19 protein-coding genes and 1 tRNA gene are annotated in these 21,505 nt (G+C 43.9%); 8 read left to right on the top strand and 12 right to left on the bottom strand.

Going from position 1 to position 21,505, the window contains the following annotated elements; translation table 11 throughout:
• Nucleotides 1-81: 81 nt before the first annotated feature.
• Both F6K63_RS25535 and F6K63_RS25530 read right to left on the bottom strand, forming a co-directional pair.
• Complete coding sequence (locus tag F6K63_RS25535) at nt 82-855, bottom strand: hypothetical protein (protein ID WP_287313448.1); 774 nt, start codon at nt 853-855, stop codon at nt 82-84.
• Between the two features lie 519 nt (nt 856-1,374).
• Entirely contained in the window at nt 1,375-2,763 is a 1,389-nt protein-coding gene (locus tag F6K63_RS25530) for a glycosyltransferase (protein WP_287313447.1), read from the bottom strand.
• 103 nt (nt 2,764-2,866) lie between these two features.
• On the opposite strand from F6K63_RS25530, the gene shc reads away from it, so the two are divergent.
• On the top strand, nt 2,867-4,780 hold the full coding sequence (gene shc / locus F6K63_RS25525; RefSeq protein ID WP_071105911.1) for a squalene--hopene cyclase: 1,914 nt from the start codon (nt 2,867-2,869) through the stop codon (nt 4,778-4,780).
• Between the two features lie 231 nt (nt 4,781-5,011).
• Here shc and F6K63_RS25520 read toward each other — a convergent pair whose 3' ends face one another.
• The 4 genes from F6K63_RS25520 to F6K63_RS25505 all read right to left on the bottom strand — a co-directional run bounded on the left by F6K63_RS25520 (nt 5,012) and on the right by F6K63_RS25505 (nt 8,782).
• Nucleotides 5,012-5,869, bottom strand: a complete 858-nt coding sequence (locus F6K63_RS25520) for a DUF4351 domain-containing protein (protein ID WP_287313446.1) — start codon at nt 5,867-5,869, stop codon at nt 5,012-5,014.
• Between the two features lie 127 nt (nt 5,870-5,996).
• Complete coding sequence (locus tag F6K63_RS25515) at nt 5,997-6,866, bottom strand: DUF4351 domain-containing protein (RefSeq protein WP_287313445.1); 870 nt, start codon at nt 6,864-6,866, stop codon at nt 5,997-5,999.
• 96 nt (nt 6,867-6,962) lie between these two features.
• Nucleotides 6,963-8,405 carry a flavin-containing monooxygenase gene (locus tag F6K63_RS25510; RefSeq protein ID WP_287313444.1) on the bottom strand — a complete coding sequence of 481 codons (1,443 nt, stop codon included), beginning with the start codon at nt 8,403-8,405 and terminating at the stop codon, nt 6,963-6,965.
• Nucleotides 8,406-8,647: 242 nt separating this feature from the next.
• Entirely contained in the window at nt 8,648-8,782 is a 135-nt protein-coding gene (locus F6K63_RS25505; RefSeq protein WP_287313443.1) for a hypothetical protein, read from the bottom strand.
• A 47-nt stretch (nt 8,783-8,829) separates the two neighbouring features.
• Here F6K63_RS25505 and F6K63_RS25500 point away from each other — a divergent pair, with 47 nt between their 5' ends.
• Both F6K63_RS25500 and F6K63_RS25495 read left to right on the top strand, forming a co-directional pair.
• A complete protein-coding gene (locus F6K63_RS25500; protein ID WP_287313442.1) occupies nt 8,830-9,810 on the top strand; it encodes an SDR family NAD(P)-dependent oxidoreductase in 981 nt (326 codons plus the stop codon).
• Nucleotides 9,811-9,833: 23 nt separating this feature from the next.
• Entirely contained in the window at nt 9,834-10,619 is a 786-nt protein-coding gene (locus F6K63_RS25495) for an SDR family NAD(P)-dependent oxidoreductase (RefSeq protein ID WP_287313441.1), read from the top strand.
• Between the two features lie 3 nt (nt 10,620-10,622).
• Here the strand turns inward: F6K63_RS25495 and hisIE are convergent, their stop codons facing one another.
• Together hisIE and F6K63_RS25485 are read right to left on the bottom strand one after the other, a co-directional pair.
• Nucleotides 10,623-11,273, bottom strand: coding sequence for a bifunctional phosphoribosyl-AMP cyclohydrolase/phosphoribosyl-ATP diphosphatase HisIE (gene hisIE, locus F6K63_RS25490; protein WP_287313440.1), 651 nt, complete (start codon nt 11,271-11,273; stop codon nt 10,623-10,625).
• A gap of 90 nt (nt 11,274-11,363) precedes the next feature.
• Complete coding sequence (locus F6K63_RS25485) at nt 11,364-12,608, bottom strand: RNA-guided endonuclease InsQ/TnpB family protein (protein ID WP_008190491.1); 1,245 nt, start codon at nt 12,606-12,608, stop codon at nt 11,364-11,366.
• A gap of 479 nt (nt 12,609-13,087) precedes the next feature.
• Here F6K63_RS25485 and hemL point away from each other — a divergent pair, with 479 nt between their 5' ends.
• Nucleotides 13,088-14,395: a glutamate-1-semialdehyde 2,1-aminomutase gene (gene hemL / locus F6K63_RS25480; protein ID WP_287313439.1), complete on the top strand. Its 1,308-nt coding sequence runs from the start codon at nt 13,088-13,090 to the stop codon at nt 14,393-14,395.
• A 386-nt stretch (nt 14,396-14,781) separates the two neighbouring features.
• Here the strand turns inward: hemL and F6K63_RS25475 are convergent, their stop codons facing one another.
• The 3 genes from F6K63_RS25475 to F6K63_RS25465 form a co-directional block, all read right to left on the bottom strand.
• Entirely contained in the window at nt 14,782-15,273 is a 492-nt protein-coding gene (locus F6K63_RS25475; RefSeq protein WP_287313438.1) for a YajQ family cyclic di-GMP-binding protein, read from the bottom strand.
• 240 nt (nt 15,274-15,513) lie between these two features.
• Nucleotides 15,514-15,924: an MAPEG family protein gene (locus F6K63_RS25470; protein ID WP_287313437.1), complete on the bottom strand. Its 411-nt coding sequence runs from the start codon at nt 15,922-15,924 to the stop codon at nt 15,514-15,516.
• 43 nt (nt 15,925-15,967) lie between these two features.
• Nucleotides 15,968-16,471 carry a DNA-processing protein DprA gene (locus F6K63_RS25465; protein ID WP_287313436.1) on the bottom strand — a complete coding sequence of 168 codons (504 nt, stop codon included), beginning with the start codon at nt 16,469-16,471 and terminating at the stop codon, nt 15,968-15,970.
• A 192-nt stretch (nt 16,472-16,663) separates the two neighbouring features.
• Between F6K63_RS25465 and F6K63_RS25460 the strand changes: the two genes are divergently transcribed.
• A tRNA-Val gene (locus tag F6K63_RS25460) sits at nt 16,664-16,737 on the top strand.
• Between the two features lie 232 nt (nt 16,738-16,969).
• Here F6K63_RS25460 and F6K63_RS25455 read toward each other — a convergent pair.
• Nucleotides 16,970-18,310, bottom strand: a complete 1,341-nt coding sequence (locus F6K63_RS25455) for an FAD-binding oxidoreductase (protein WP_287313435.1) — start codon at nt 18,308-18,310, stop codon at nt 16,970-16,972.
• Nucleotides 18,311-18,484: 174 nt separating this feature from the next.
• Here F6K63_RS25455 and F6K63_RS25450 point away from each other — a divergent pair, with 174 nt between their 5' ends.
• From F6K63_RS25450 to F6K63_RS25440, 3 genes are all read left to right on the top strand, one after another.
• A complete protein-coding gene (locus F6K63_RS25450; RefSeq protein WP_287313434.1) occupies nt 18,485-19,888 on the top strand; it encodes a tetratricopeptide repeat protein in 1,404 nt (467 codons plus the stop codon).
• Between the two features lie 19 nt (nt 19,889-19,907).
• Nucleotides 19,908-20,141 (top strand): hypothetical protein, encoded by a 234-nt coding sequence (locus tag F6K63_RS25445; RefSeq protein WP_287313433.1) that lies wholly within the window; start codon nt 19,908-19,910, stop codon nt 20,139-20,141.
• Between the two features lie 54 nt (nt 20,142-20,195).
• A partial coding sequence (locus F6K63_RS25440; RefSeq protein WP_287313432.1) for a tetratricopeptide repeat protein occupies nt 20,196-21,505 on the top strand: 1,310 nt, incomplete at its 3' end.

The following is a 21,505-nucleotide window of genomic DNA, read 5'->3' as shown; positions in this document are numbered from 1 at the left end:
TATTAGAGATAACCAAGTTTTAGAAAAAATCAAATAAATATGAATAAGCTGTTAAGCATTAGTGCCTAACAGCTTAAGTAATTATTCAAGGGTGATGGTCTTAGGTAAATCAATTACAAAGTTCAGCCCTTGTGGAGTAACATCGGCGTTAATAGAAACACCAGCCTTAACAAGTTTATCTAGGCTTAATCCATAGGGTTTCAACTTTTTATCAACGCCCGCATCTTTAAGATAGGAAATCAAATTGACACCATCAAAATTTGCCAAACCCTTCTTGACCGCTTTAACTGTTTGATTGCGAAATACACCTTCAAGAAGAGTCAAAGCATCAGAATACCATCCCCGTCCACGCACATTATGCTTACGGTAAGCAACTTGTAAATCGTTATTACGTATAGCAATACCAAGACTGACATCACCACTAGGTGTTACAGAAAACAGGCGAGTACACTTCCTGCCAACACCTGGAATATTGATGCATTCATACTTACGCAAATTTACCGTAAAGGAAAATGTCGCTCCACCATGGTCAATAGACTGAAGATTAATATCGTTGATCTTCCACTTGTTATAACGAGTATTCTTGATGTAATACCCATCATATTGATTGATAGAGTTAACTAAATCTTCCCGGAATTTGTCAATTGGCAAAGTTCCTCGAATTTGTGCTTTGGTTAAGTCCAGCTCAATGGGAAATCCAATCTCATTTGTCAATACGTCTAGAGACTGGGCAACGAGGGGAACATTAGCATCAGGAAATGTTCTCTCTGCATGAATATCACCAGCCAGAGCAATAGTTAAACCTAAAGACATGGAAAAAACACTAAAAATAGTTACTATATTTTTATCCAACATAAATCCTATCCTTTGTCGAGATCAGCTAGTGTTTATCGATATTTTGAAACCTTCGTAGACTAAAATTAGCTGAATGCCTTTATATCACAAGCCAATATTTTGATTAAGGTTGAATTATTTAAACCCTTTAAATCCTAATAAAATAGTCAATCAATAAATTACCATTTACTGCTTAGGCTTCGAGTTGATTTTGAGCATACTTGTTTTCAAATACCACTATTGATTTATCAGGTAAAGTTCAAGAAGTTATGCGGATTTTAACAAAAGTTAATAAAAAAATGCATTAGGGGCAGTAGAAAGGAATTATAGACAAGGAATTATAGTTATGGAAAGAGTAATAGGTAATATGCAACAGCGGATATGGTAACAAAACTATGTCTTAACCTTTACTTCGACTGCTATACCAGTAAACTTTCAACCTTCAACATCCAACATCCAACATTCAACCTCCAACATTCAACCTTCAACATTCAACCTCCAACATTCAACCTTCAACAGTTAACCTTCAACCTCCAACCCTCAACCTTCAACCGAATAAACTCTTCCTTTCCAAGCACCACCCCTTCCTTGCCAATGTCGCCATGCTGAATCTATGGTCATCAGGGTATACAGCAATCCGATCCCAGGTAAGCAAAATGCCAGCAGAGGAGAACATTGATAGAGACGCAGTGTCGGTAAGTAAGCTAAAGCCATCAGTAACCATGTCACAAAGGATGCGATCGCATTCAGCCAATGTCCAGTCAAAATACTAACGATCAAACCAATCGGGGGTACTAGATAAATTAACGTCATTGCCATCACCGTACCTACTAATAGCCATGGGGAATACTCTAGTTGGGTAAAAGCCGTGCGAGCAATCATATTCCAGATACTCGCTAAAGAAGGATATGGTCGTAAGCTGCGGGTTGATTGACTTAGCCCTAACCAAATGCCACCAAGGCCAGAAAGGGAACCAGAGGAAGATCTCGACTGATTACTAGACCTGTTGCAAAAGTATTTTTCTGATAGTGTTCTTGATGCAGTCGCTCCTGCGGGAAACCCCCAAGACCGCGCTGCATCGCTTTGCGTCAATTCTTGTCCACTGTTCCCTGTTCCCTGTTCCCTGTTCCCGACTTCTGCAAGAAGTCTACTAGATTTAACTGCTTGAGCTAGGGCGCAATCATCGATTAATGCTTGACGCACCACCTCAATGCCACCGATGCGGTTTAAGGCTTGATGGCGAATTAAAATACATCCTCCAGCCGCAGCCGCAGTGGATTTTGTGGGATTATTGACCCAAGCAAAGGGATACAGTTTTTGAAAGAAGAACACAAAGGCAGGAATAAGTAGTCGCTCCCAAAAGTCTTGGCATCTGAGCAACACCATTAGGGAAACTAGATCCAAATTTTCCATCTCGGCTTTGGTAACCAGTTGACGGAGATTAGCTGGATCATGCTCAATATCAGCATCGGTAAATAAAAAATAATCTGGGGCTGGGGTTTGCTGCTGCCCATGACAAATCCCTTGTTCTAAGGCCCAGAGTTTACCAGTCCAGCCAGGGGGTAGCTCTTGACCGGATAATACTTCTAGTTGGAATCGTTCGGAGGATTCGTTGCTTTCCTGGGCAAGGGCTTGAGCAATGGTGCAGGTTTGATCAGTGCTTTGGTCATCCACTACAATCACCTTCAAGCAGCCAGCATAGTCTTGAGCCAGAAGCGATCGCAATGTCGTGGGGAGCAACTCAGCTTCATTACGAGCTGGAATTACAGCACAAACGCTGGGTAAGGATTCCCCTTCACCTACAGACCTGGTAGGGAATTTCTCTATAACCAGCCGTTGGTCTGCTCGCCAAAACTGACCCCGAAATCCTAGTAATCCGATCCAAATCCCTAAGGATAGAACAGTGATTCCTAATCCGATTGTATCCATTTGTATTGATACCTATTGCTAATTTTCCACTACAAGTAGCAAAATAACGTAACCAAAGGTGCGCGCACCTTTGAATGTGGTGTGTGAAGTGCAACGGTAAAATATGCAAACCCAAGACAGGATTGTAGAATCAGGGGTTACAGAAGCGATCGCAAATAGCCAAAGCTATCTACTCGCTCAGCAATATCCCGACGGTTACTGGTGGGCAGAACTGGAATCTAATGTCACCATAACAGCGGAGATTGTCCTACTCCATAAAATTTGGGGAACTGACAAACAACGACCTTTACATAAAGCGGAAGCCTATCTGCGTTCTCAACAGCAGAAACACGGTGGCTGGGAACTTTTCTATGGTGATGGTGGGCATTTGAGTTGTTCGGTGGAAGCTTATATGGCACTCCGCCTTTTGGGGGTACCTGCCAGTGACTCAGCTTTGGTCCGAGCCAGGGATTTTATTCTCAGACGGGGTGGCATCACCAAAACCCGGATTTTCACCAAATTTCATTTAGCCTTGATTGGCTGCTATAGCTGGCGCGGGATTCCCTCGATTCCCCCCTGGATAATGTTGTTTCCGGAATGGTTTCCCTTTACTATCTATGAAATGTCTAGCTGGGCAAGGGGAAGTACAGTTCCTTTATTAATTGTCTTTGACCAGAAGCCAGTATTTGATATTCAGCCAAGGATCAATCTAGACGAGTTATATACCGAAGGAGCTGATCACGCCAAGTTTGAGCTACCTCGCAATTCCGATTGGACAGATTTATTTGTACTGCTTGATGATGGATTTAAGTTAGCAGAAGACTTGAATTTAGTTCCATTCCGGAAGGAGGGACTGGCAGCAGCGGAAAAATGGGTCTTGGAGAGGCAAGAAGCCACAGGAGACTGGGGGGGAATTATTCCAGCCATGTTGAATTCCCTGTTAGCCTTGCGTTGTCTCAACTATGATCTTGCTGATCCGATTGTGCAACGGGGACTGGAAGCCATTGATCGCTTTGCCATTGAAACCCCTGACAGCTACCGAGTCCAAGCCTGTGTTTCCCCAGTTTGGGATACAGCTTGGGTATTGCGAGGGATGGTGGAATCTGGTTTAGAACCGGATCATCCAGCTTTAGTTCGGGGTGGAGAATGGTTGTTGCAGCAGCAAATACTAGACTATGGGGATTGGGTGGTGAAGAATCCCCAAGGGAAACCAGGAGGATGGGCCTTTGAGTTTCAAAACCGTTTCTATCCCGATTTAGATGATTCCCCAGTGGTGATTATGGCCTTGAATAGCTTGAAACTGCCTAATCAGAAACTAAAGCAGGCAGCCATGGCTCGTGGCTTGGCTTGGATAGCATCAATGCAGTGTAAGCAAGGGGGTTGGGCGGCGTTTGATATTAATAATAATCAACACTGGCTCAATTCTCTGCCCTATGCTGACCTGAAAGCGATGATTGACCCTAACACAGCGGATGTGACGGCACGGGTCCTGGAAATGCTGGGTTCGTGTAATTTATCCATAGAATCCCAGCAGTTAGAGAAAGCGATCGCATTTTTGATTCAGGAACAGGAAACCGATGGCAGCTGGTTTGGTCGTTGGGGGGTTAACTATATCTATGGCACCAGTAGTGCTCTTTCAGCCTTATCTAAGGTAGCGCCTCACAGCCACCAACGTAGTATAGAACGGGGTGCGGCTTGGCTAGTGAAATGTCAAAACCTTGATGGTGGCTGGGGTGAGACCTGTCTTAGTTACGATGATCCCAGTCTTAAGGGAGTAGGAATCAGTACTGCATCTCAAACTGCTTGGGCTTTAATTGGTTTAATGGCAGCAGGAGAAGCTACTGGCAACTGGGCAATGGATGCCATTGAGATGGGAGTCAACTACTTAGTGTCAACTCAGCAGCCCGATGGCAGTTGGGATGAAACCGAGTTTACAGGCACAGGTTTTCCCAGTCATTTTTATTTAAAGTACCACTTCTATCAACAATATTTCCCGTTGTTGGCCTTGGGACGGTATCAAATGTCTGTTTTAAGTTGAAGGTTGTTGGTCAGAATGTAGAATTAAGAATGTAGAATGTAGAATGTAGAATTAAGAATGTATAATTAAGAATGCAGAATGTAAAATCCAGAATGGTGAATGGTGAATGTCGAATACAGAATTCCAAATTCTCAATTCTCAATTCTTAATTCTTAATTCTTAATTCTTAATTCTCAATTCTTAATTCTTAATTCTTAATTCTAAAATTAGCTGAATGCTTACGCATCCTGTTTATTGCTGATGCTCAGCTAACCAGACCGTCAAATCTGTGACGGTCTCAAAATCCAACAGCGCCTCGCTCAACTCCTCCAATTGAGCTATAGAAAGCTTTTGGATCCCCTCAAGTAGCTGGTCAGAAACATTACCAAACCGACGGGTCAGTTGACGTATAACGATTGAGTAACCTTCCTCTTGCCTTCCTTCGAGTTTTCCTTCGAGTAAACCAAGTTTATGTCCTTTTTGAATTATCTTCTGATAAATTACAGACTCTTGCATCACGTCCTCCGGAAATAATTCTGTGATCAACCTTTGGTCAAACCGCAAGCCAGCTAGTAACTGGGTACAAGCGGATATGTTAGTAAAAGCTAGTGGTTCTTCAATCCTATCGACTGCTGCCGCCACTTGCTCTAATAATCTGTTGGGAGACTCACTGAATGCTAAAGTGGCAAAAGGCAATAAGGCGGGATTGGCCAAAAATTGCTCCGGGTCTTGCTCCCACATCCTGATTACTCGATAGCGATGACTGGTATTACTCTCCAGCAACTGGTTAGTATAAGCTTTGGATGAGGTGGTGAACTTGAGAAATATCACTACCTGCTCTATGGGACAGTTATACTTTTCTTTGAGTCTGACCCAATACTTGAGCATCCGCAATGGTAGGGATGGCTTGGAAGCTGGCAGGGTTTGAAATTCCCACTGCAATATTTGATTTGGCGTTTGCAGCAGGGTCAAGGAATCGGCGTGAATCGGTTCAGTATTTAACTCAGTTTTGAGCACCGATATTTCAGTAACTTCAAGACCATGAAGCCACCTGACCAAATCAGCTGGGTAGTTTTCGGCGAGATATTTACATATATTATCGTAAGCCAAGGTAGTTATCTTTGGTTAAGACTACCTGGCCGAGTTTACAGGATTTGGTCAAAAAAAGCGATCGCATAAGCGATGAAGCGAAGCTTCCGCGCGTTTGCGTAGGGGCTCTTTGAGAGCATCGCTTTTTTTATTGCTGATGGGATGCCAACCACACAGCTATATCGGTGACTGTCTCAAAATCCAACAACGCCTCGCTCAACTCCTCCAATTGAGCAACAGAAAGCTTTTGAATCCCCTGTTGTAGCTGGTCTGAAACACTCCCAAACCGACGGGTCAGTTGACGTATCACGATTGAGTAACCTTCCTCTTGCCTTCCTTCGAGTTTTCCTTCACGTTTTCCTTCGAGTAAACCAAGTTTATGTCCTTTTTGAATTATCTTCTGATAAATTACAGACTCTTGCATCACGTCCTCCGGAAATAATTCTGTGATCAACCTTTGGTCAAACCGCAAGCCAGCTAGTAACTGGGTACAAGCGGATATGTTAGTAAAAGCTAGTGGTTCTTCAATCCTATCGACTGCTGCCGCCACTTGCTCTAATAATCTGTTGGGAGACTCACTGAATGCTAAAGTGGCAAAAGGCAATAAGGCGGGATTGGCCAAAAATTGCTCCGGGTCTTGCTCCCACATCCTGATTACTCGATAGCGATGACTGGTATTACTCTCCAGCAACTGGTTAGTATAAGCTTTGGATGAGGTGGTGAACTTGAGAAATATCACTACCTGCTCTATGGGACAGTTATACTTTTCTTTGAGTCTGACCCAATACTTGAGCATCCGCAATGGTAGGGATGGCTTGGAAGCTGGCAGGGTTTGAAATTCCCACTGCAATATTTGATTTGGCGTTTGCAGCAGGGTCAAGGAATCGGCGTGAATCGGTTCAGTATTTAACTCAGTTTTGAGCACCGATATTTCAGTAACTTCAAGACCATGAAGCCACCTGACCAAATCAGCTGGGTAGTTTTCGGCGAGATATTTACATATATTATCGTAAGCCAAGGTAGTTATCTTTGGTTAAGACTACCTGGCCGAGTTTACAGGATTTGGTCAAAAAAAGCGATGCTCTCAAAGAGCCGCTACGCGAACGCAACTAGGCTAGGTAGAAATATAGTCATCAAAAATTGGTTTTCTTGTAGCCCACCAATATTGAATAGTATTACCAGGCCACAAAGCGAATACTTTGCCATCTTTATTTTGATACCAACTCATACAGTTTTCTTTTGTCCACACCCTTTTTTCCATAGTTTTCCATAAATCCTGATAATAACGTTCCATTGCTTCCTCCTTCACTTCCAGAGATTTCCAGTCTTCTGTGAGCATTTTATTCAAGCAGCCAATAATATAATTAACTTGGCACTCTACCATTAAAATAACTGAGCTATGACCTAAACCAGTGTTCGGTCCTAAAAGACTAAAAAAGTTAGGGAAATTGGGAACAGAAATACCAAGATACGCTTCTGGTTCGTTGCCCCATATCTCCCCTAGACTCTCTCCATTTTTACCACGTATATCTATTTTTTTGTAGGACAAATAGTTAAATCCTGTAGCATAGATAATAGCATCAACTTTATAGTCTTTTCCTTGTTCGGTTAGCAGACTATCAGTAGTTATGCTTTCTATCTTATCTGTAATCAATTCTACATTTTTTCGGTTCAGGGTTTGATAAAAGTCGTTATTAATTAAAATTCGTTTACAACCTGGTTGATAGCTGGGCATCACCGCATCCCCTACTCGGGATTCAGCAATTTCCTGGTGTATGCGTTTTTCCAATTGTTTTCGCAGGTACTTACCAATAAAACTTCCAGTAGTGAATAGGGGAAAACTGATTAAGTCATTACGTAAGTATAGTAATCCCCGGTGGAGTTGCATCAGAATAGGGAAGTTCTTAAAATACCATTGCATCTGGGGTGAATAAGTCCCATCGTCTCGGTTAGTAATCCAGTTAGGAGTTCTTTGAAAAATGAATAGTTGTTTCACTTTTTTTGCAACTTCTGGGATAAATTGAACTGCACTCGCTGCAGTTCCTACAACTGCCACAGTTTTATCAGTTAAATCAAAGCTGTGATTCCATCTAGCTGAGTGAAACGAGACTCCTTTGAAGGTTTCCAAGCTACCCAAATTCGGTAGTTTGGGTAAATTTAAACCTCCCCAGGCACTGATCAGTATGTTAGCTGTTATAGTTTTATTATCAGCTGTGTCAACATACCAGAGGCAATTTTTGGCATTGAAATGGGCGCTAATAACCTCTTGATTAAAACGGATATGGGGATAAATATTGTATTTACGTGTGCAGTGTTCTAAGTATTTCAATATCTCTGGCTGAGAGGGATAAACTTGGTTCCAATCATATTTCATCTCAAAAGAGTAACAATATAAATGAGCGGGAATGTCACAGGCACATCCTGGGTAGTTATTATCCCGCCAAGTCCCTCCAATTCGAGAGTATTTTTCTAGAATAATGAAAGGTATTTTGGCTTTTTTAAGTTTAATAGCCATGCAGATACCAGACATGCCGGCACCAATAATAACTACTTGCATTTTTATTATTTTTATGTTATGATTACTGGTGATTATTCGTTTTATTGTTTAGTTGGATAGTTCCCAAAACGCGATAATCGAAGTTTAGATAAAAATCCCAACCAGCAAAGGTCAAAAGTGAGTATTCAGCTATCAGCTATCAGCTATCAGCTATCAGCTATCAGCTATCAGCTATCAGCTAATGCGCTACTTGAGGTGCTTTTGAATAAAACAAGTAAGCATTGGAATAATGCTGAGTAAAGTCACCTCCCAGCGTCGTTCGCACAGCGTGGCCAAACGCGCACGCGTGGCCGAAAGGCCAAGGCCAAAGCCTGTGCCACAAAACTGACGGCTGACGGCTGACGGCTGACGGCTGATGGCTGAATGCTTACGGTCAAAAAAATGCTACCATTAAATAATATAATAAATATCAAAAAAAGCAATTATGGGGAGCCTTGAAGGCAAAGTAACCTTAGTCACGGGTGCCAGCCGTGGTATTGGTAAAGGAATTGCGATTGGCCTTGGAGAGGAAGGTGCTACGGTATATATTACCGGTCGTAGTCTCGACAGTTCCAATGTTACAGAGGGAGTTTCCGGTAGTCTTCAGGAAACCCAATTAGCTGTGCAAGATGCTGGTGGGATTTGTATTCCGGTAATGGTAGATCATAGCGACGACCAACAAGTCCGCTTACTCTTTGAACGGATTCAAGACGAGCAGAAGGGACAACTGGATCTGCTGGTCAATAATGCGTTTTCAGGAGTGCAGGCATTGACGGATGCATACGAAAAACCATTTTGGGAATGCGCTGAGAATCTTTGGGATGCTGTCAATCATGTCGGTCTCCGCAGCCATTATATTGCCAGTGTTTTTGCAGCTCGACTGATGATTCAGCGTCAGCAGGGGCTGATTTGCACCATCTCATCCTGGGGCGGCATGTCTTACATCTTTGGTGCCGCATACGGGGCGGGTAAAGCCGCTTGTGATCGACTTGCTGCGGATATGGCTGTTGAACTGAAGCCATATAATGTGGCATCCCTTTCGATTTGGCCAGGCATAGTTGGTACCGAGCATATTTCCAGTTTGGCTTTGCAAATGGGAGAAGATAAACCACGTAATCAGCAAAGCCAAGTGATCTCTCAAGGCTATAATTGGGAAACTCCTTTACTAACAGGGCGCGTTATTGCTGCCCTTGCTGCAGACCGAACTGTAATGCGCTTTACAGGCCGTGTTCGAATTGTTGCAGAACTAGCTGATTACTATGGAATCATCGATAAAGACGGTTTACGTCCGGTATCACTACGCTCTCTACGTTTTATAGCTCCAATGTTTTGGCCAGCATTAATAAAATATGCGTCGCTGATACCTAACATTAATGTACCCTGGTTTTTATTACTATGGGGAATACTCCAATCTCCTAAAATTTAACCCAGAGCAAAAATTTGAACCATATGAGTGATCTCCATGGAGCTGTGGTACTCATCACCGGTGCCTCCGGTGGATTCGGTCAGGAACTGACTCGGCAATTATTAGAAGCTGGTAGCCATTTGATCCTCACCGATCTTGATGAAACTCTTCTTAAAGAGCGTGCCGAGGCTATTCAACGGGAGGTTAAAACTGGGGATATACTTGCTCTTTTGGGGATTAATCTTTCTGAACGTGACGGATGCGAAACCCTTTATCGTCAGGTTAAAGACCTGGGAATAGAAATCGATATTTTGATCAACAATGCTGGCATTGGGCTTTTTGGTCGCATGGACGAAGTTCCTGGAGAAACATGGGAAAGGCTGATGCAGGTAAATCTGCTGGCACCAATGCGGTTAAGTTCTCTATTTGCCGCTGATATGATTAGGCGTCGCCAAGGTCACATAGTTAATATTTCCTCTGCTGCTGGCTGGGTGGCACCCGCTGGTATGGCTCATTATGGTGCTAGTAAATTCGGGTTGCGAGGATTCAGCGAAGGGCTTTTAAATGAAGTTAAAATTTATAACGTCAAGGTTACAACTGTTTATCCCTTTTACAGCCGTACTCCCATTCTCCAGTGCAAACAGTACGGAACCCTTGCTAAAGAAAATCAGGAGTTGCCGGACTTTATAATAACTGATCCGGCTAAGGTCATGAGGCAAACGATTCAAGGAATCATTGATAATAAACCTCAGGTTTTTCCTGATGGAATGGCAAAAAGTATCTCGGTTATTAAACGTTTTTTTCCCCAATTATTAAACTGGATTGTCTGACACTTATCTACGGCGCTGTTGCAATTTGCGATAAACATCCCGTACATCAACCTGATGGTAAGCCATAGCAACTAGGCTGTGATAGAGCAAGTCTGCTACTTCAGATGCGATCGCATCCGGGTGATCATCCTTACACGCCATTACCACTTCTGCCGCTTCTTCCCCAATTTTTTTAAGAATCTTATTATCCCCACCCTTAAACAACTTACAGGTATAAGACCCTTCTACGGGATGGTCACGGCGATCGCAAATTATTTCAAACAACTGAGACAATGTATCTGCTGGAGGGGCTACTTTCTTACCGTCCACTTGATGGAAACAGCTACGCTCACCAAGATGGCAGGCAATATCACCAATTTGTTCTGCGGTCACGAGTAAAGCATCACTGTCACAATCGTAGCGGATGGATTTTATCCTTTGTAAATGCCCAGATGTAGCACCCTTGTGCCACAATTCCTGACGAGAGCGACTCCAAAACCAGGTTTCTCCTGTATCGAGGGTTTTTTGCAATGACTCCCGATTCATCCAAGCCATCATTAATACCGTACCATCGAGGTAATCTTGGACAATGGCTGGCACTAGTCCTTGATCGTTGTAGCGAACTTGGTCAACTGGGATAGCTTGGCTAATGGAAGTCGGTTCAGATGCTGACATAGTTTTAGGGCAACGGATGGAAACACCCAGCGGGTCAAACAGCTTTAATTAGATACACCCTACAAGATACCACCCCTGACATCCAATTGATCAGTAAATATTGATCATTGACACTCCCCGCGCCTTTAGGCGCGGGGATTCTTCGCTCACAGACTCGACTTGCTGAACCTGGCCGGAACCAAGAACAGTAGCGGTCAAATCTCCCGAAGCGTTCGGATCTATGATCCAGGTTCCGGTGTGCCCCACCGTACCCAAGGCTCTTTTTAAAATGTTGATAGCGGCGTTGTGATCTCTATCTAGTTCGCATCCACATTCGCAGATATGAGTCCTAGTGGATAGTGACTTCTTCACGAGTTCACCGCATTTGGAGCAGTTCTGGCTTGTATAGGCAGGATTAACTGCAACAGTGACTCTGCCAAACTTTTTGCCAAAGTGCTCCAACCATTTTCTAAATTGATACCAACCAGCATCATTAATAGACTTAGCTAAACAATGGTTTTTGACCAGATTCTTTACTCTCAAATCTTCATAGGCGACCAGGTCGTTAGACCGGATTACGCAACGTGCCAGTCTCTTGGCATGTTCTTTACGTTGCCTACTTATTTTGAGGTGCTGTCTGCCTAATCTATTAACGGCTTTCTTACGGTTAGATGAGCCTTTCTTTCTCCGAGATACTCGGCGTTGATAAAATTTTAGACGCTTCTCCCCTACCCTATAAAAGCGAGGTGATGGTTCAGTGTTTCCCCTAGAATCGGTATAGAACTCTTTTAGTCCTACATCCAATCCTACAGTGGCATCAGCCGGGTCTAATTGTTCTTTTACATCTATGGAAATACAGAACTGAACGTAATAACCATCAGCTCTTTTAACTATACGAACCCGTTTGATTTGCTTTTTGTCAAAACGCCACAAGTCCCATGTCCCCTTAAGCTTCAGCTTTCCTATTCCCTTTTTGTCACTGAAGATAATCGACTTCTTGTCAGGGGACAGTTTCCATCCTGACTGCTTGTATTCGACTGATCTACAGTGTTTCTGGAAGCGGGGAAAGCCTTTCTTTCCTGGTACCTTCTTCTTACAGTTTTCAAAGAAACGACAAATCGATGACCATGCTCTTTCAGCCGCAGCTTGTCGAGCTGTTGAGTTTAATTCATTGGCAAACGGAAACTCTTTAGCCAGTACTTTACTGTACTTGCTAAGGTCATATTTACCCGTTCCTTTATTGTCCATCCATAGGCGAATGCAACTGTTGCGAATAAATTTAACTGTCCGAATAGCTTCATCTATAGCTAAATATTGATGGCTTTTGCCGTAGGCTTTCATCTCAACAATAATCATTGACCTTGACCTTGACCTTGACCTTGACCTTGACCTTGACCTTGACCTTCGGTCACGCTACGGGAACGGTCACGCTAAGGGAACGAATTTCGACCTCACTCGCTCTATTCTTACGCTAACAGGTTGGGCGTAATCTTTCAAGTACAGATAAAATAAAAGTGACACGGCGACTAAACTCGCTAGTCACTTTCATCCCCGATCTAAAGATGCGGGGCTTTCAGTGTTCAGATTTCTAGTAAATCTGGATTCTTTCTTTACAAATTCAAAAGGGATCTGGCTCCATAGGATAATGATCTCTTGTCCAGTATTACCCCTAAGCCGAAGTTCCCTGAAGTGCGACCCAAGGGCGATTTACTCGCCCATTGGAAAGCGCACTTTGGCCGAAGTGACCTATTGCCCTGTTTAAGGGGGGTAATGGGCTTAGAGCTTTTTACCTTATTTTCAACTAACCCGTACACTATTGATATTAGGAGACTATTTTGGTTACCACCACCTCGTTTAAAACCACCAAATCACAAGAAATTTTCAGCGCTGCCAAGAACCTAATGCCAGGAGGGGTCAGCTCCCCAGTCAGAGCCTTTAAATCAGTAGGCGGAGAACCGATTGTATTTGACCAAGTTAAAGGAGCATACATCTGGGATGTAGATGGCAACCAGTACATTGACTATGTAGGTACCTGGGGACCAGCTATTTGCGGTCATGCTCATCCGGAAGTTATTGGGGCATTGCACCAGGCTCTAGATAAGGGTACCAGTTTTGGCGCTCCCTCTGCCCTAGAGAACGTGCTAGCAGAAATGGTGATTGACGCTGTTCCTAGTATTGAAATGGTGCGGTTTGTTAATTCTGGGACCGAAGCCTGTATGGCAGTGCTGCGACTGATGCGTGCCTTCACAGGACGGGACAAAATTATCAAATTTTCCGGCTGCTACCATGGTCACGCTGATATGCTGCTGGTACAAGCTGGTTCTGGAGTGGCTACTCTAGGTTTACCCGATTCCCCTGGTGTTCCTAAGTCTGCCACTGCTAATACGTTAACCGCTACCTATAACAACTTGGAGGAAGTTAAAGCTTTATTTGAGCAATATCCCAATGAGATTGCTGGGGTGATCCTAGAACCTGTGGTGGGGAATTCTGGTTTCATCACTCCTGTACCTGGTTTTCTTGAAGGCTTGCGGGAAGTTACTCAAAACCATGGCGCTCTACTGGTGTTTGATGAAGTGATGACTGGCTTCCGGATTGCCTACGGTGGTGCTCAGGAGAAATTTGGCATCACTCCTGACTTGACTACCCTAGGCAAAATCATCGGTGGTGGTTTGCCCGTGGGAGCCTATGGCGGACGAAAGGATATCATGTCCATGGTGGCACCAGCTGGGCCAATGTATCAAGCCGGAACCCTTTCCGGGAATCCTCTAGCCATGACAGCAGGTATTAAAACCCTGGAGTTACTGAAAAAACCGGGTACCTATGAACAGCTAGAGACTATTACTAAAAAGCTCTCCGAGGGACTGCTGCAAATTGCTAAAGATAGCGGTCATGCAACTACTGGTGGTTACATCAGCGCTATGTTTGGCATGTTCTTTACTGGTGTTCCTGTTCACAACTTCGATGATGCCAAAACCTCTGATTTATCCAAATTCACTTCTTTCCATCGCGGCATGTTAGAGCGTGGAATCTACCTAGCCCCCTCACAATTTGAAGCAGGATTTACCTCCCTAGCTCACACCGAGGAGGATATTGACCGCACATTAGCAGCAGCTAAGGAAGTCATTTCTGGTATCAAGCCATAGTAGTCTAGAGTGTAAGCATTTAGCTATCAGCTATCAGTTATCAGCTATCAGTTATCAGCTATCAGTTATCAGCTATCAGCTATCAGCTATCAGCTATCAGCTATCAGCTATCAGCTATCAGCTATCAGCTATCAGCTATCAGCTATCAGCTATCAGCTATCAGCTATCAGCTATCAGCTATCAGCTATCAGCTTATGGGTCACAGGCTAGAAGCCTGTGCCACGCTACTTGATTTGCTTTTGAATAAAATAAGCTGACGGCTGACGACTGACGGCTGACGGCTGACGGCTGACGGCTGTTCGCGTAGCGTGGCCTTTGGCCAAGGCTGACGACTGACGGCTGACGGCTGACGGCTGACGGCTGACGGCTGATAGCTGATAACTTACTTATCGATAGTTAGTAAATTGCAAAGCAACTGGCAAATCTTCTTGCTTCAACCGCTGGATGATATTTTGTAAGTCATCCTTAGATTTGCTAGTTACTCTAACTGAATCACCTTGAATCGAGGCTTGTACTTTTTTAAATTCATCTCGAATCAATTTGGTGATTTTTTTACTATATTCTTGGCTGATGCCTTTTTTTAGCGTGATTTCTTGGCGGACACGATTACCACTAGCTGATTCTATTTTACCATAGTCGAAGATTTTTTGCGAAAGTTCCCGTTTCGCAGCTTTGGTACGAAGAACAGTATGCACAGCATCTAGGGTAAATTCACTATCAGTATTGATGGTGATAGATTCTTCTCCTAATTCGACAGTGGTTTTAGTATCTTTGAGGTCGTAACGACTTTTGATTTCACGAATAGTTTGATCCACAGCATTGACCAACTCTTGTCGATCAAAGTCACTAACAATATCAAAAGAATAGGTACTAGCCATAATTAATAACGGTCAGCGGTAGGGCGTGAGCAATGGTGGCTCACTATCTAACAGCTTAAAACCAAAATGGAAATTTGTTGCACCCTATACAAAATTTTTCAACCTATTTATATCAAGGCCGGTAGCATCAGTATTGGATAAGCCCATAGTCTTGGGGAGGTGGCTCAACCTGGTGGCTCTCAAGACAAATGACCAATAACTAAAACTATCAAGGCCCGAAGCAAGTGGACTTGATCTCGTCTAGCCACTGACGCTGCTTAGACTCAGAACAAACAGAGTACCAGTGGAAAGAGAGCCGATGGCAAACATCAGCGATCGCCCCAAGGGAATATTGAGAATGTAAAACACCGAGTAGAAGACTCGGGCAATTACAAATGCGATCGCACAGCCGATGGCGAGAGTTGAATTCTGACCCGTTACATAGGCCATCAACGCGGCTGCGCTAAATATAATAAAGGTTTCAAAGGAGTTCTGATGTGCCCAAGTCGCTCGTTGGGCATAGGGCGGTAGCTGATCAAACATGGCGCGAGGAGCACTTTGGTCATAGCCTAGTTTTAAACGGCTGTAGCCAACTACCAGAAATGGTAGATATATTAAAACCGTTGCCCCCACAATACAGTAAAGTAAAATTCCCGAACCGGATAGATGCATAGTCTAGCTCACACTAATCAAAATTAATCACAATTCATCACAACTAATCAAAATAGAACAGAGTAACAACCTTGTTTTGCTGTTCCGCCTCCTTACAGGTGTTGAGGAGGGTACGGCTATCATGGAATGCGAAACAAATTAATTGCTGACACCTCGCAACAATTTCGGCATTACACAAGGCACTAGCTTCAGCAAGAGACAAGGTATCATTTTGGGGGTTTTGCACCAAATGCATTACCTTCTCCAAGTATTTCCGGGATTCCAGTGGCTGTCGCTGAAGACTTTGGGGCAAAATTACCGTTAGCAAGGACGGATCGGCTCGCATAGCACCTCGAATGGCAGCTAAGTTGGTTCCGGTCGCACCAGAGGTAATCAGACGATTACCCGCTTGCACTAAGGCATAGCTCATCATCTCAATTAGATTCTGATGGGTGATAGGAACGTGACGTGACCCCAACAAGGCAATTCGCTTAGAACCAGTTTGCTGTATGGCTGCGAGTTCCTTGGCTAATGTATCGATACTGGCGGTTTCTATTGGTTGACTCAAAGATAAAGATGTTGGTAAAGGCTGAACGACCAGGACATTTTAGCAGAACTCATCCCTCATGTCCTCCTTCAAAAGAATTTTAAGGAAAGGCAATAGGCAATAGGCATGCTAGCAATAGGCAATAGGCAATTTCCCTCAAACGTTCCTGAGCATTGCTATATTCTAAATATGTGCTATCATAATGAATGGTTTGGACGCATAGCTCAGTTGGTTAGAGCACCACGTTGACATCGTGGGGGTCACTGGTTCGAGTCCAGTTGTGTCCATATTTATTTCACTATCCACAGGTAAGCATATGCGCTACGCGCAGGCTACGCCAACAGCTATCAGCCTATGCGCTACGGGAACAGCCATTGGCCTATGGCCACGCTACCGGAACAGCTTTTGAATAAAATAAGCTGACGGCTGACCGCTGACGGCTAACCGCTGACCGCTGACTGCTGACTGCTGACTGCTGACTGCTGACTGCTTATCCCCACACTTCCCACACTCCTTACTCTACCGATGCTTCCAGGCTCGCATTTTACCGGGATTCATCAATCCATAGGGATCAACTATTTCCTTAAACCGCAACTGTTCCATATCAACGGTTTTCATACCCCCATCTTCTAGGATGTAGGTGTGGGGATTAGCAATCATAGCGCCATAGTCTTCGTGATAGCGAATAATTTCATTTAAACGGTCTTCAGAACTATACCGAACGATTTGTAGTCCCACTGGTATCAGTTTTCCTGCCACTCGCATAAATTCTAAATGCATGATCACTTCATCCCCAAAGTGGTGATACAGATGCTCCACCTGCTCCAGATTCACAAATGAGGTTTGTAAATAGGTGAGGTTGGGATCAACACTACGGGCGTGTAAGGTGGTATGATTCCAGGTGAACTCTGCTAGGCTGACTCCCTTACTAGCTTCATGGGCACTCTTCTGGTAAGTGACTTCTCCAGCATACTCCCGAACTAAATCCTGGAATGGCTCTAGGGAAGATTCTGCGATCATCAGCAAGGCACAGTGCTTAGCTTGGGGAAGGTAGTTGCTGAGAGCGGCAAAGTAGGATGGAATTGGCCAAGCGTGAATGCTAATCAGTTTTTTAATCAAGCCATCCGCATCACCTAAGGCTTGACCAAATCTAGCCGCAGTCATAAAGTCATCAAAGACTACGATCACTTCCGCCCAAGGATACACTGGCCCTAGGGGTATTTCTAATTCGGTGATAATACCATTGGTGCCATAGGCGTGATTCACCTTCTGTACCTGATCTGACCGTAATTCGATTACACGGGGCTGGTCTTCGAGGGTTACGACTTGGACAGCATGAAGATTTCCGCGATCGCGTAATACTCCATAAGTAATGGAACCAATGCCGCCACTGCCGCCACCAATAAACCCACCAATAGTAGCGGTGCGATAGGTAGAGGGAGCCATGCGCAATTCCCAGCCAATTTTATGAGCTTCTTTGTCAAAGGCGGCTAGCTTTACCCCAGGCTGAACAGAGGCTAAACCCGGTTTTATCCAGTTAATCTGATTCAGGCGAGTAGTATCGAGAATCAGACCACCGTTGAGGGGGATACACTGACCATAATTACCAGTGCCTGAGCCTCTTACGGTTAGGGGAGCTTTGTACTTAACGCAAACCCTAGCTATTTCCAGGACTTCCGCCACCGTAGTGGGACGAACTACCATATTCCCCCGTTTATCCTTCAGCTGGGATTCCAGTACCGGACTGAAGTGGTAGTAGTCTAGGGATAATTTAGCAACTTTGGTCGGGTCATTAATAATTTCTATTCCGGTAAGTTCCGAGGCTAAGGAATTCCAGTCAATAGCTTGGGGAGTTGTCATCACAGGTGTGGGGAGTGGGGGGAGGTGTGGGGAGATTTTTATTAATAGTAATTATCTTGACATCAGATCAGAGCAAGTTGCTTGATATTGAAAAATTATTTAGTAGAATTCGCATAAAAGTGCCACCAATTACAGATATATATAGTAATCAACTGTCAAGTCACCGGTGTGTCTATGAGTAATTACTCTACTATTTCTGTATTATGTCTCAAGCTAGCTAGTGCTACTTTACTGTGCCTGCTCTCACCGAGCCTAGCCGCAGAAAATCTGGGAGTTGCTCCAGCAGTAGCACAAACCACTCCAGACCAAGCTGGGGAGTTTGTGGAGCAATTTCATACCCTGAGTCGAGAAGAGGGTTATCAATATCAGGTTAGTGCAGCCCTGATATTGAAGGGAATACTGTATACTGCTCAAGCGGAATTGGATAAAGCGCTAGAAACCCTGAAGCTTGGGTTAGCCATTTATAAACCAACTCGGAGTCGGAGATTAGAACAGAATATCCAGTTTGAGACTGGAAGGATTTACAACAAAAAAGGAGAGTATCTCCAAGCCCTAGAGGTTTACCAGGAATCCCTAGCAATTTGCCGAGAATTGGGTAAGCGTAAGCTGGAAGGAATTGCGCTGAATACTATTGGCTTGGTTTACGATAAACAGAAAAACTATGACCAAGCCATTGATTATTATCAGCAAGCTTTAGCTATTCACCGGGAAGTTAAGAATCATGCTGGGGAAAGCACTACCCTTGTTAATCTTGGTCAGGTTTATGAAAAACAGGGAAAGTCTCAGGAATCGAGAGACTATTATCAACAAGCTTTAGCTATTTCCCAAACCATTGAAAATCTGACTGTAAAAGGTCTAAATTTTATGGAAATTGGGGTAGATTATTTTAAAGTTGGCAAGCCTGACCAAGCTATAGACTACTACCAACAAGCCTTAGAGATTTTTCGAGAACTTAAAAATTACCCCCATCAAGTCAATATCCTGAGAGTGCTTGGAGTAGCTCAAATCAGACAAGGCAACTATGACCAAGCCCTGGAGTTTTATCAGCAACTCCTTGCCATTACCCGACAAATCAAAGACTCCTCTCAAGAAACAATCGCGCTCAATTTTATTGGGCAAATTTACAACTATCAGGGAAAGTATGACCAAGCTCTAGATTCCTACCAGCAAGCCTTGACCATTACTAAAAAAAATGATGACCAGAAAAGTAGTGCAAACCTCCTCAATAATCTTGGGGGAGTTTACAACAATTGGAGAAAGTACAACCAAGCTTTAGATTACTACCAGCAAGCCTTAACTATTAGCAAAAGGTTAAACGACTCGATCACAATTGCGACTACACTCAACAACATTGGCTCGATATATCAGAAGCAACGGAAGTATCCCCAAGCTCTAGACTATTATCAGCAAGCTTTAGGGATTAACCAAGAGTTGGGGGATCTTGGTCGTGTACGTGTTGCTACTAACCTCAATAATATTGCCTCAGTGTACCAGAATCAGGGTGAGTATGACCGAGCCTTAGACTACTACCAGCAAGCTGTAGCGATTGCTGAAGACATTGGTGTACGCTCAGGGTAAAGTACTACCCTCAATAATATTGGGTAAATCATTACGTCTAGTGGTGCGTTACGGGGCGGACTATCTCAACCCTGGCTACGAAGCGAACAATAAGGGCAAGTCCGCCCCTAACTCACCCTACGCACTAACCTTGGCCTATTGGCCACGCGATCGCGTTCAACCTTGGCCTTTGGCCACGCGATCGCGTTCAACCTTCAACCTGCTAACCTTCAACCTACTCCCTACTCCCTCACCCAATTTAAAACTTCCATAGTAAAATCTGCATAAAACTGCCACCACCTAAGGATATATAGTAAGAAACTACCAAGTGGCTGATTTTTCGATGGGTACTTACTCTACTATTCCTGTATTCTGTCTCAAGCTAGCTAGTGCTACCTTAATGTGCCTGCTCTCACCGATCCTAGCTCCAGAAAATCTGGGAGTTGCTCCAGCAGTGGCACAAACGACTCCAGACCAAGCCACTCAAGCTGAGCAGTTATTGGATAGGGCAAGGTCAGAGTTTGTTAAAGGTCAGTTGCCTCAAGCCAAGGAGAGTTATCAACAAGTGTTGAAGATTTATCGGGAATTGGGAAACTCTACAGGTGTTGCTCAAGCTCTTAATGGCCTTGGACAGGTTTACAATTTATTATCTCAAGAAAGCAAAGCTCTGGAAGTATTGCAGCAAGCTCTGAAAATCCGTCAAGGTAATGGAGACCGTAAGGGAGAAGGGGAAACCCTGACCCATATCGGAACAGTTTATTCGGATCTCGAAGAGTATCCTAAGGCTCTGGAATTGTTGGAGCAAGCCCTAACCATTAACCAAGAAGTAGGTAATCAGCTTGGGATTGGTTATGCTCTGGTTAATCTTGGCTCAGTTTACTCCTCCCAAGGAGAGTATGACAAAGCCTTTGATAGGTTAGAGCAAGGTTTGAGTATTATCAAAGAAGTAGCTAAGACTGGGAAAAGCGTACGCATTCTAGCAGGCTACTATCAAGCCTACGCTCTGAATTGGATCGGCTCAGCTTATATCTGGTCAGGGAAATTAAACCAAGCTGGGGAGTTTCTGGAGCAAGCTCATGCCCTGAGTCGAGAAGAGGGTTATCAATTAAGGGAAGGTGTAGCCCTGACCTTGAAGGGAATATTGTATAACAATCAAGGAGAATTGGATAAAGGGCTGGAAACCCTGGAGTTGGCAAATGCCATTACTAAACCCACTGGTTTTCGGGGATTAGAACAGAATATTCTATTTTGGATTGGAGGGATTTACAACCAGAAAGGGGAGTATGTCAAAGCTATAGACTATTACCAGCAATCCCTAGCAATTCGGAAAGAATTGGGTAAGCGTAAGCTGGAAGGAATTGCGCTGAATACTATTGGCCTGGTTTACCATCAACAGAAACAATATGACCAAGCCCTCAACTATTATCAGCAAGCCTTAGCTATTCACCGGGAAGTTAAGAATCAGGCTGATGAAAGCACCACCCTTGGTAATATTGCTTACCTTTACCGCCAGCAAGAACAGTATGACCAAGCCCTCAACTATTATCAGAAAGTTTTAGCTATTCACCGCGAATTGGGTAAGCGTAAGCTGGAAGGGATTGCGCTCAATACTATTGGCGTGGTTTACTATAACCAGAA

It is taken from the genome of Moorena sp. SIO1G6, from assembly GCF_010672795.1.
Lineage (GTDB): Bacteria > Cyanobacteriota > Cyanobacteriia > Cyanobacteriales > Coleofasciculaceae > Moorena > Moorena producens.
This window is presented reverse-complemented; position numbering and strand designations above follow the sequence as displayed.

Bases quoted from the DNA above. Each gene is read 5' to 3' on its own strand.
- F6K63_RS25535 (WP_287313448.1), bottom strand. From the start codon at position 855: ATGTTGGATAAAAATATAGTAACTATTTTTAGTGTTTTTTCCATGTCT.
- F6K63_RS25530 (WP_287313447.1), bottom strand. From the start codon at position 2,763: ATGGATACAATCGGATTAGGAATCACTGTTCTATCCTTAGGGATTTGG.
- shc (WP_071105911.1), top strand. From the start codon at position 2,867: ATGCAAACCCAAGACAGGATTGTAGAATCAGGGGTTACAGAAGCGATC.
- F6K63_RS25510 (WP_287313444.1), bottom strand. From the start codon at position 8,405: ATGCAAGTAGTTATTATTGGTGCCGGCATGTCTGGTATCTGCATGGCT.
- F6K63_RS25500 (WP_287313442.1), top strand. From the start codon at position 8,830: ATGGGGAGCCTTGAAGGCAAAGTAACCTTAGTCACGGGTGCCAGCCGT.
- F6K63_RS25495 (WP_287313441.1), top strand. From the start codon at position 9,834: ATGAGTGATCTCCATGGAGCTGTGGTACTCATCACCGGTGCCTCCGGT.
- hisIE (WP_287313440.1), bottom strand. From the start codon at position 11,273: ATGTCAGCATCTGAACCGACTTCCATTAGCCAAGCTATCCCAGTTGAC.
- F6K63_RS25485 (WP_008190491.1), bottom strand. From the start codon at position 12,608: ATGATTATTGTTGAGATGAAAGCCTACGGCAAAAGCCATCAATATTTA.
- F6K63_RS25475 (WP_287313438.1), bottom strand. From the start codon at position 15,273: ATGGCTAGTACCTATTCTTTTGATATTGTTAGTGACTTTGATCGACAA.
- F6K63_RS25470 (WP_287313437.1), bottom strand. From the start codon at position 15,924: ATGCATCTATCCGGTTCGGGAATTTTACTTTACTGTATTGTGGGGGCA.
- F6K63_RS25455 (WP_287313435.1), bottom strand. From the start codon at position 18,310: ATGACAACTCCCCAAGCTATTGACTGGAATTCCTTAGCCTCGGAACTT.
- F6K63_RS25450 (WP_287313434.1), top strand. From the start codon at position 18,485: ATGAGTAATTACTCTACTATTTCTGTATTATGTCTCAAGCTAGCTAGT.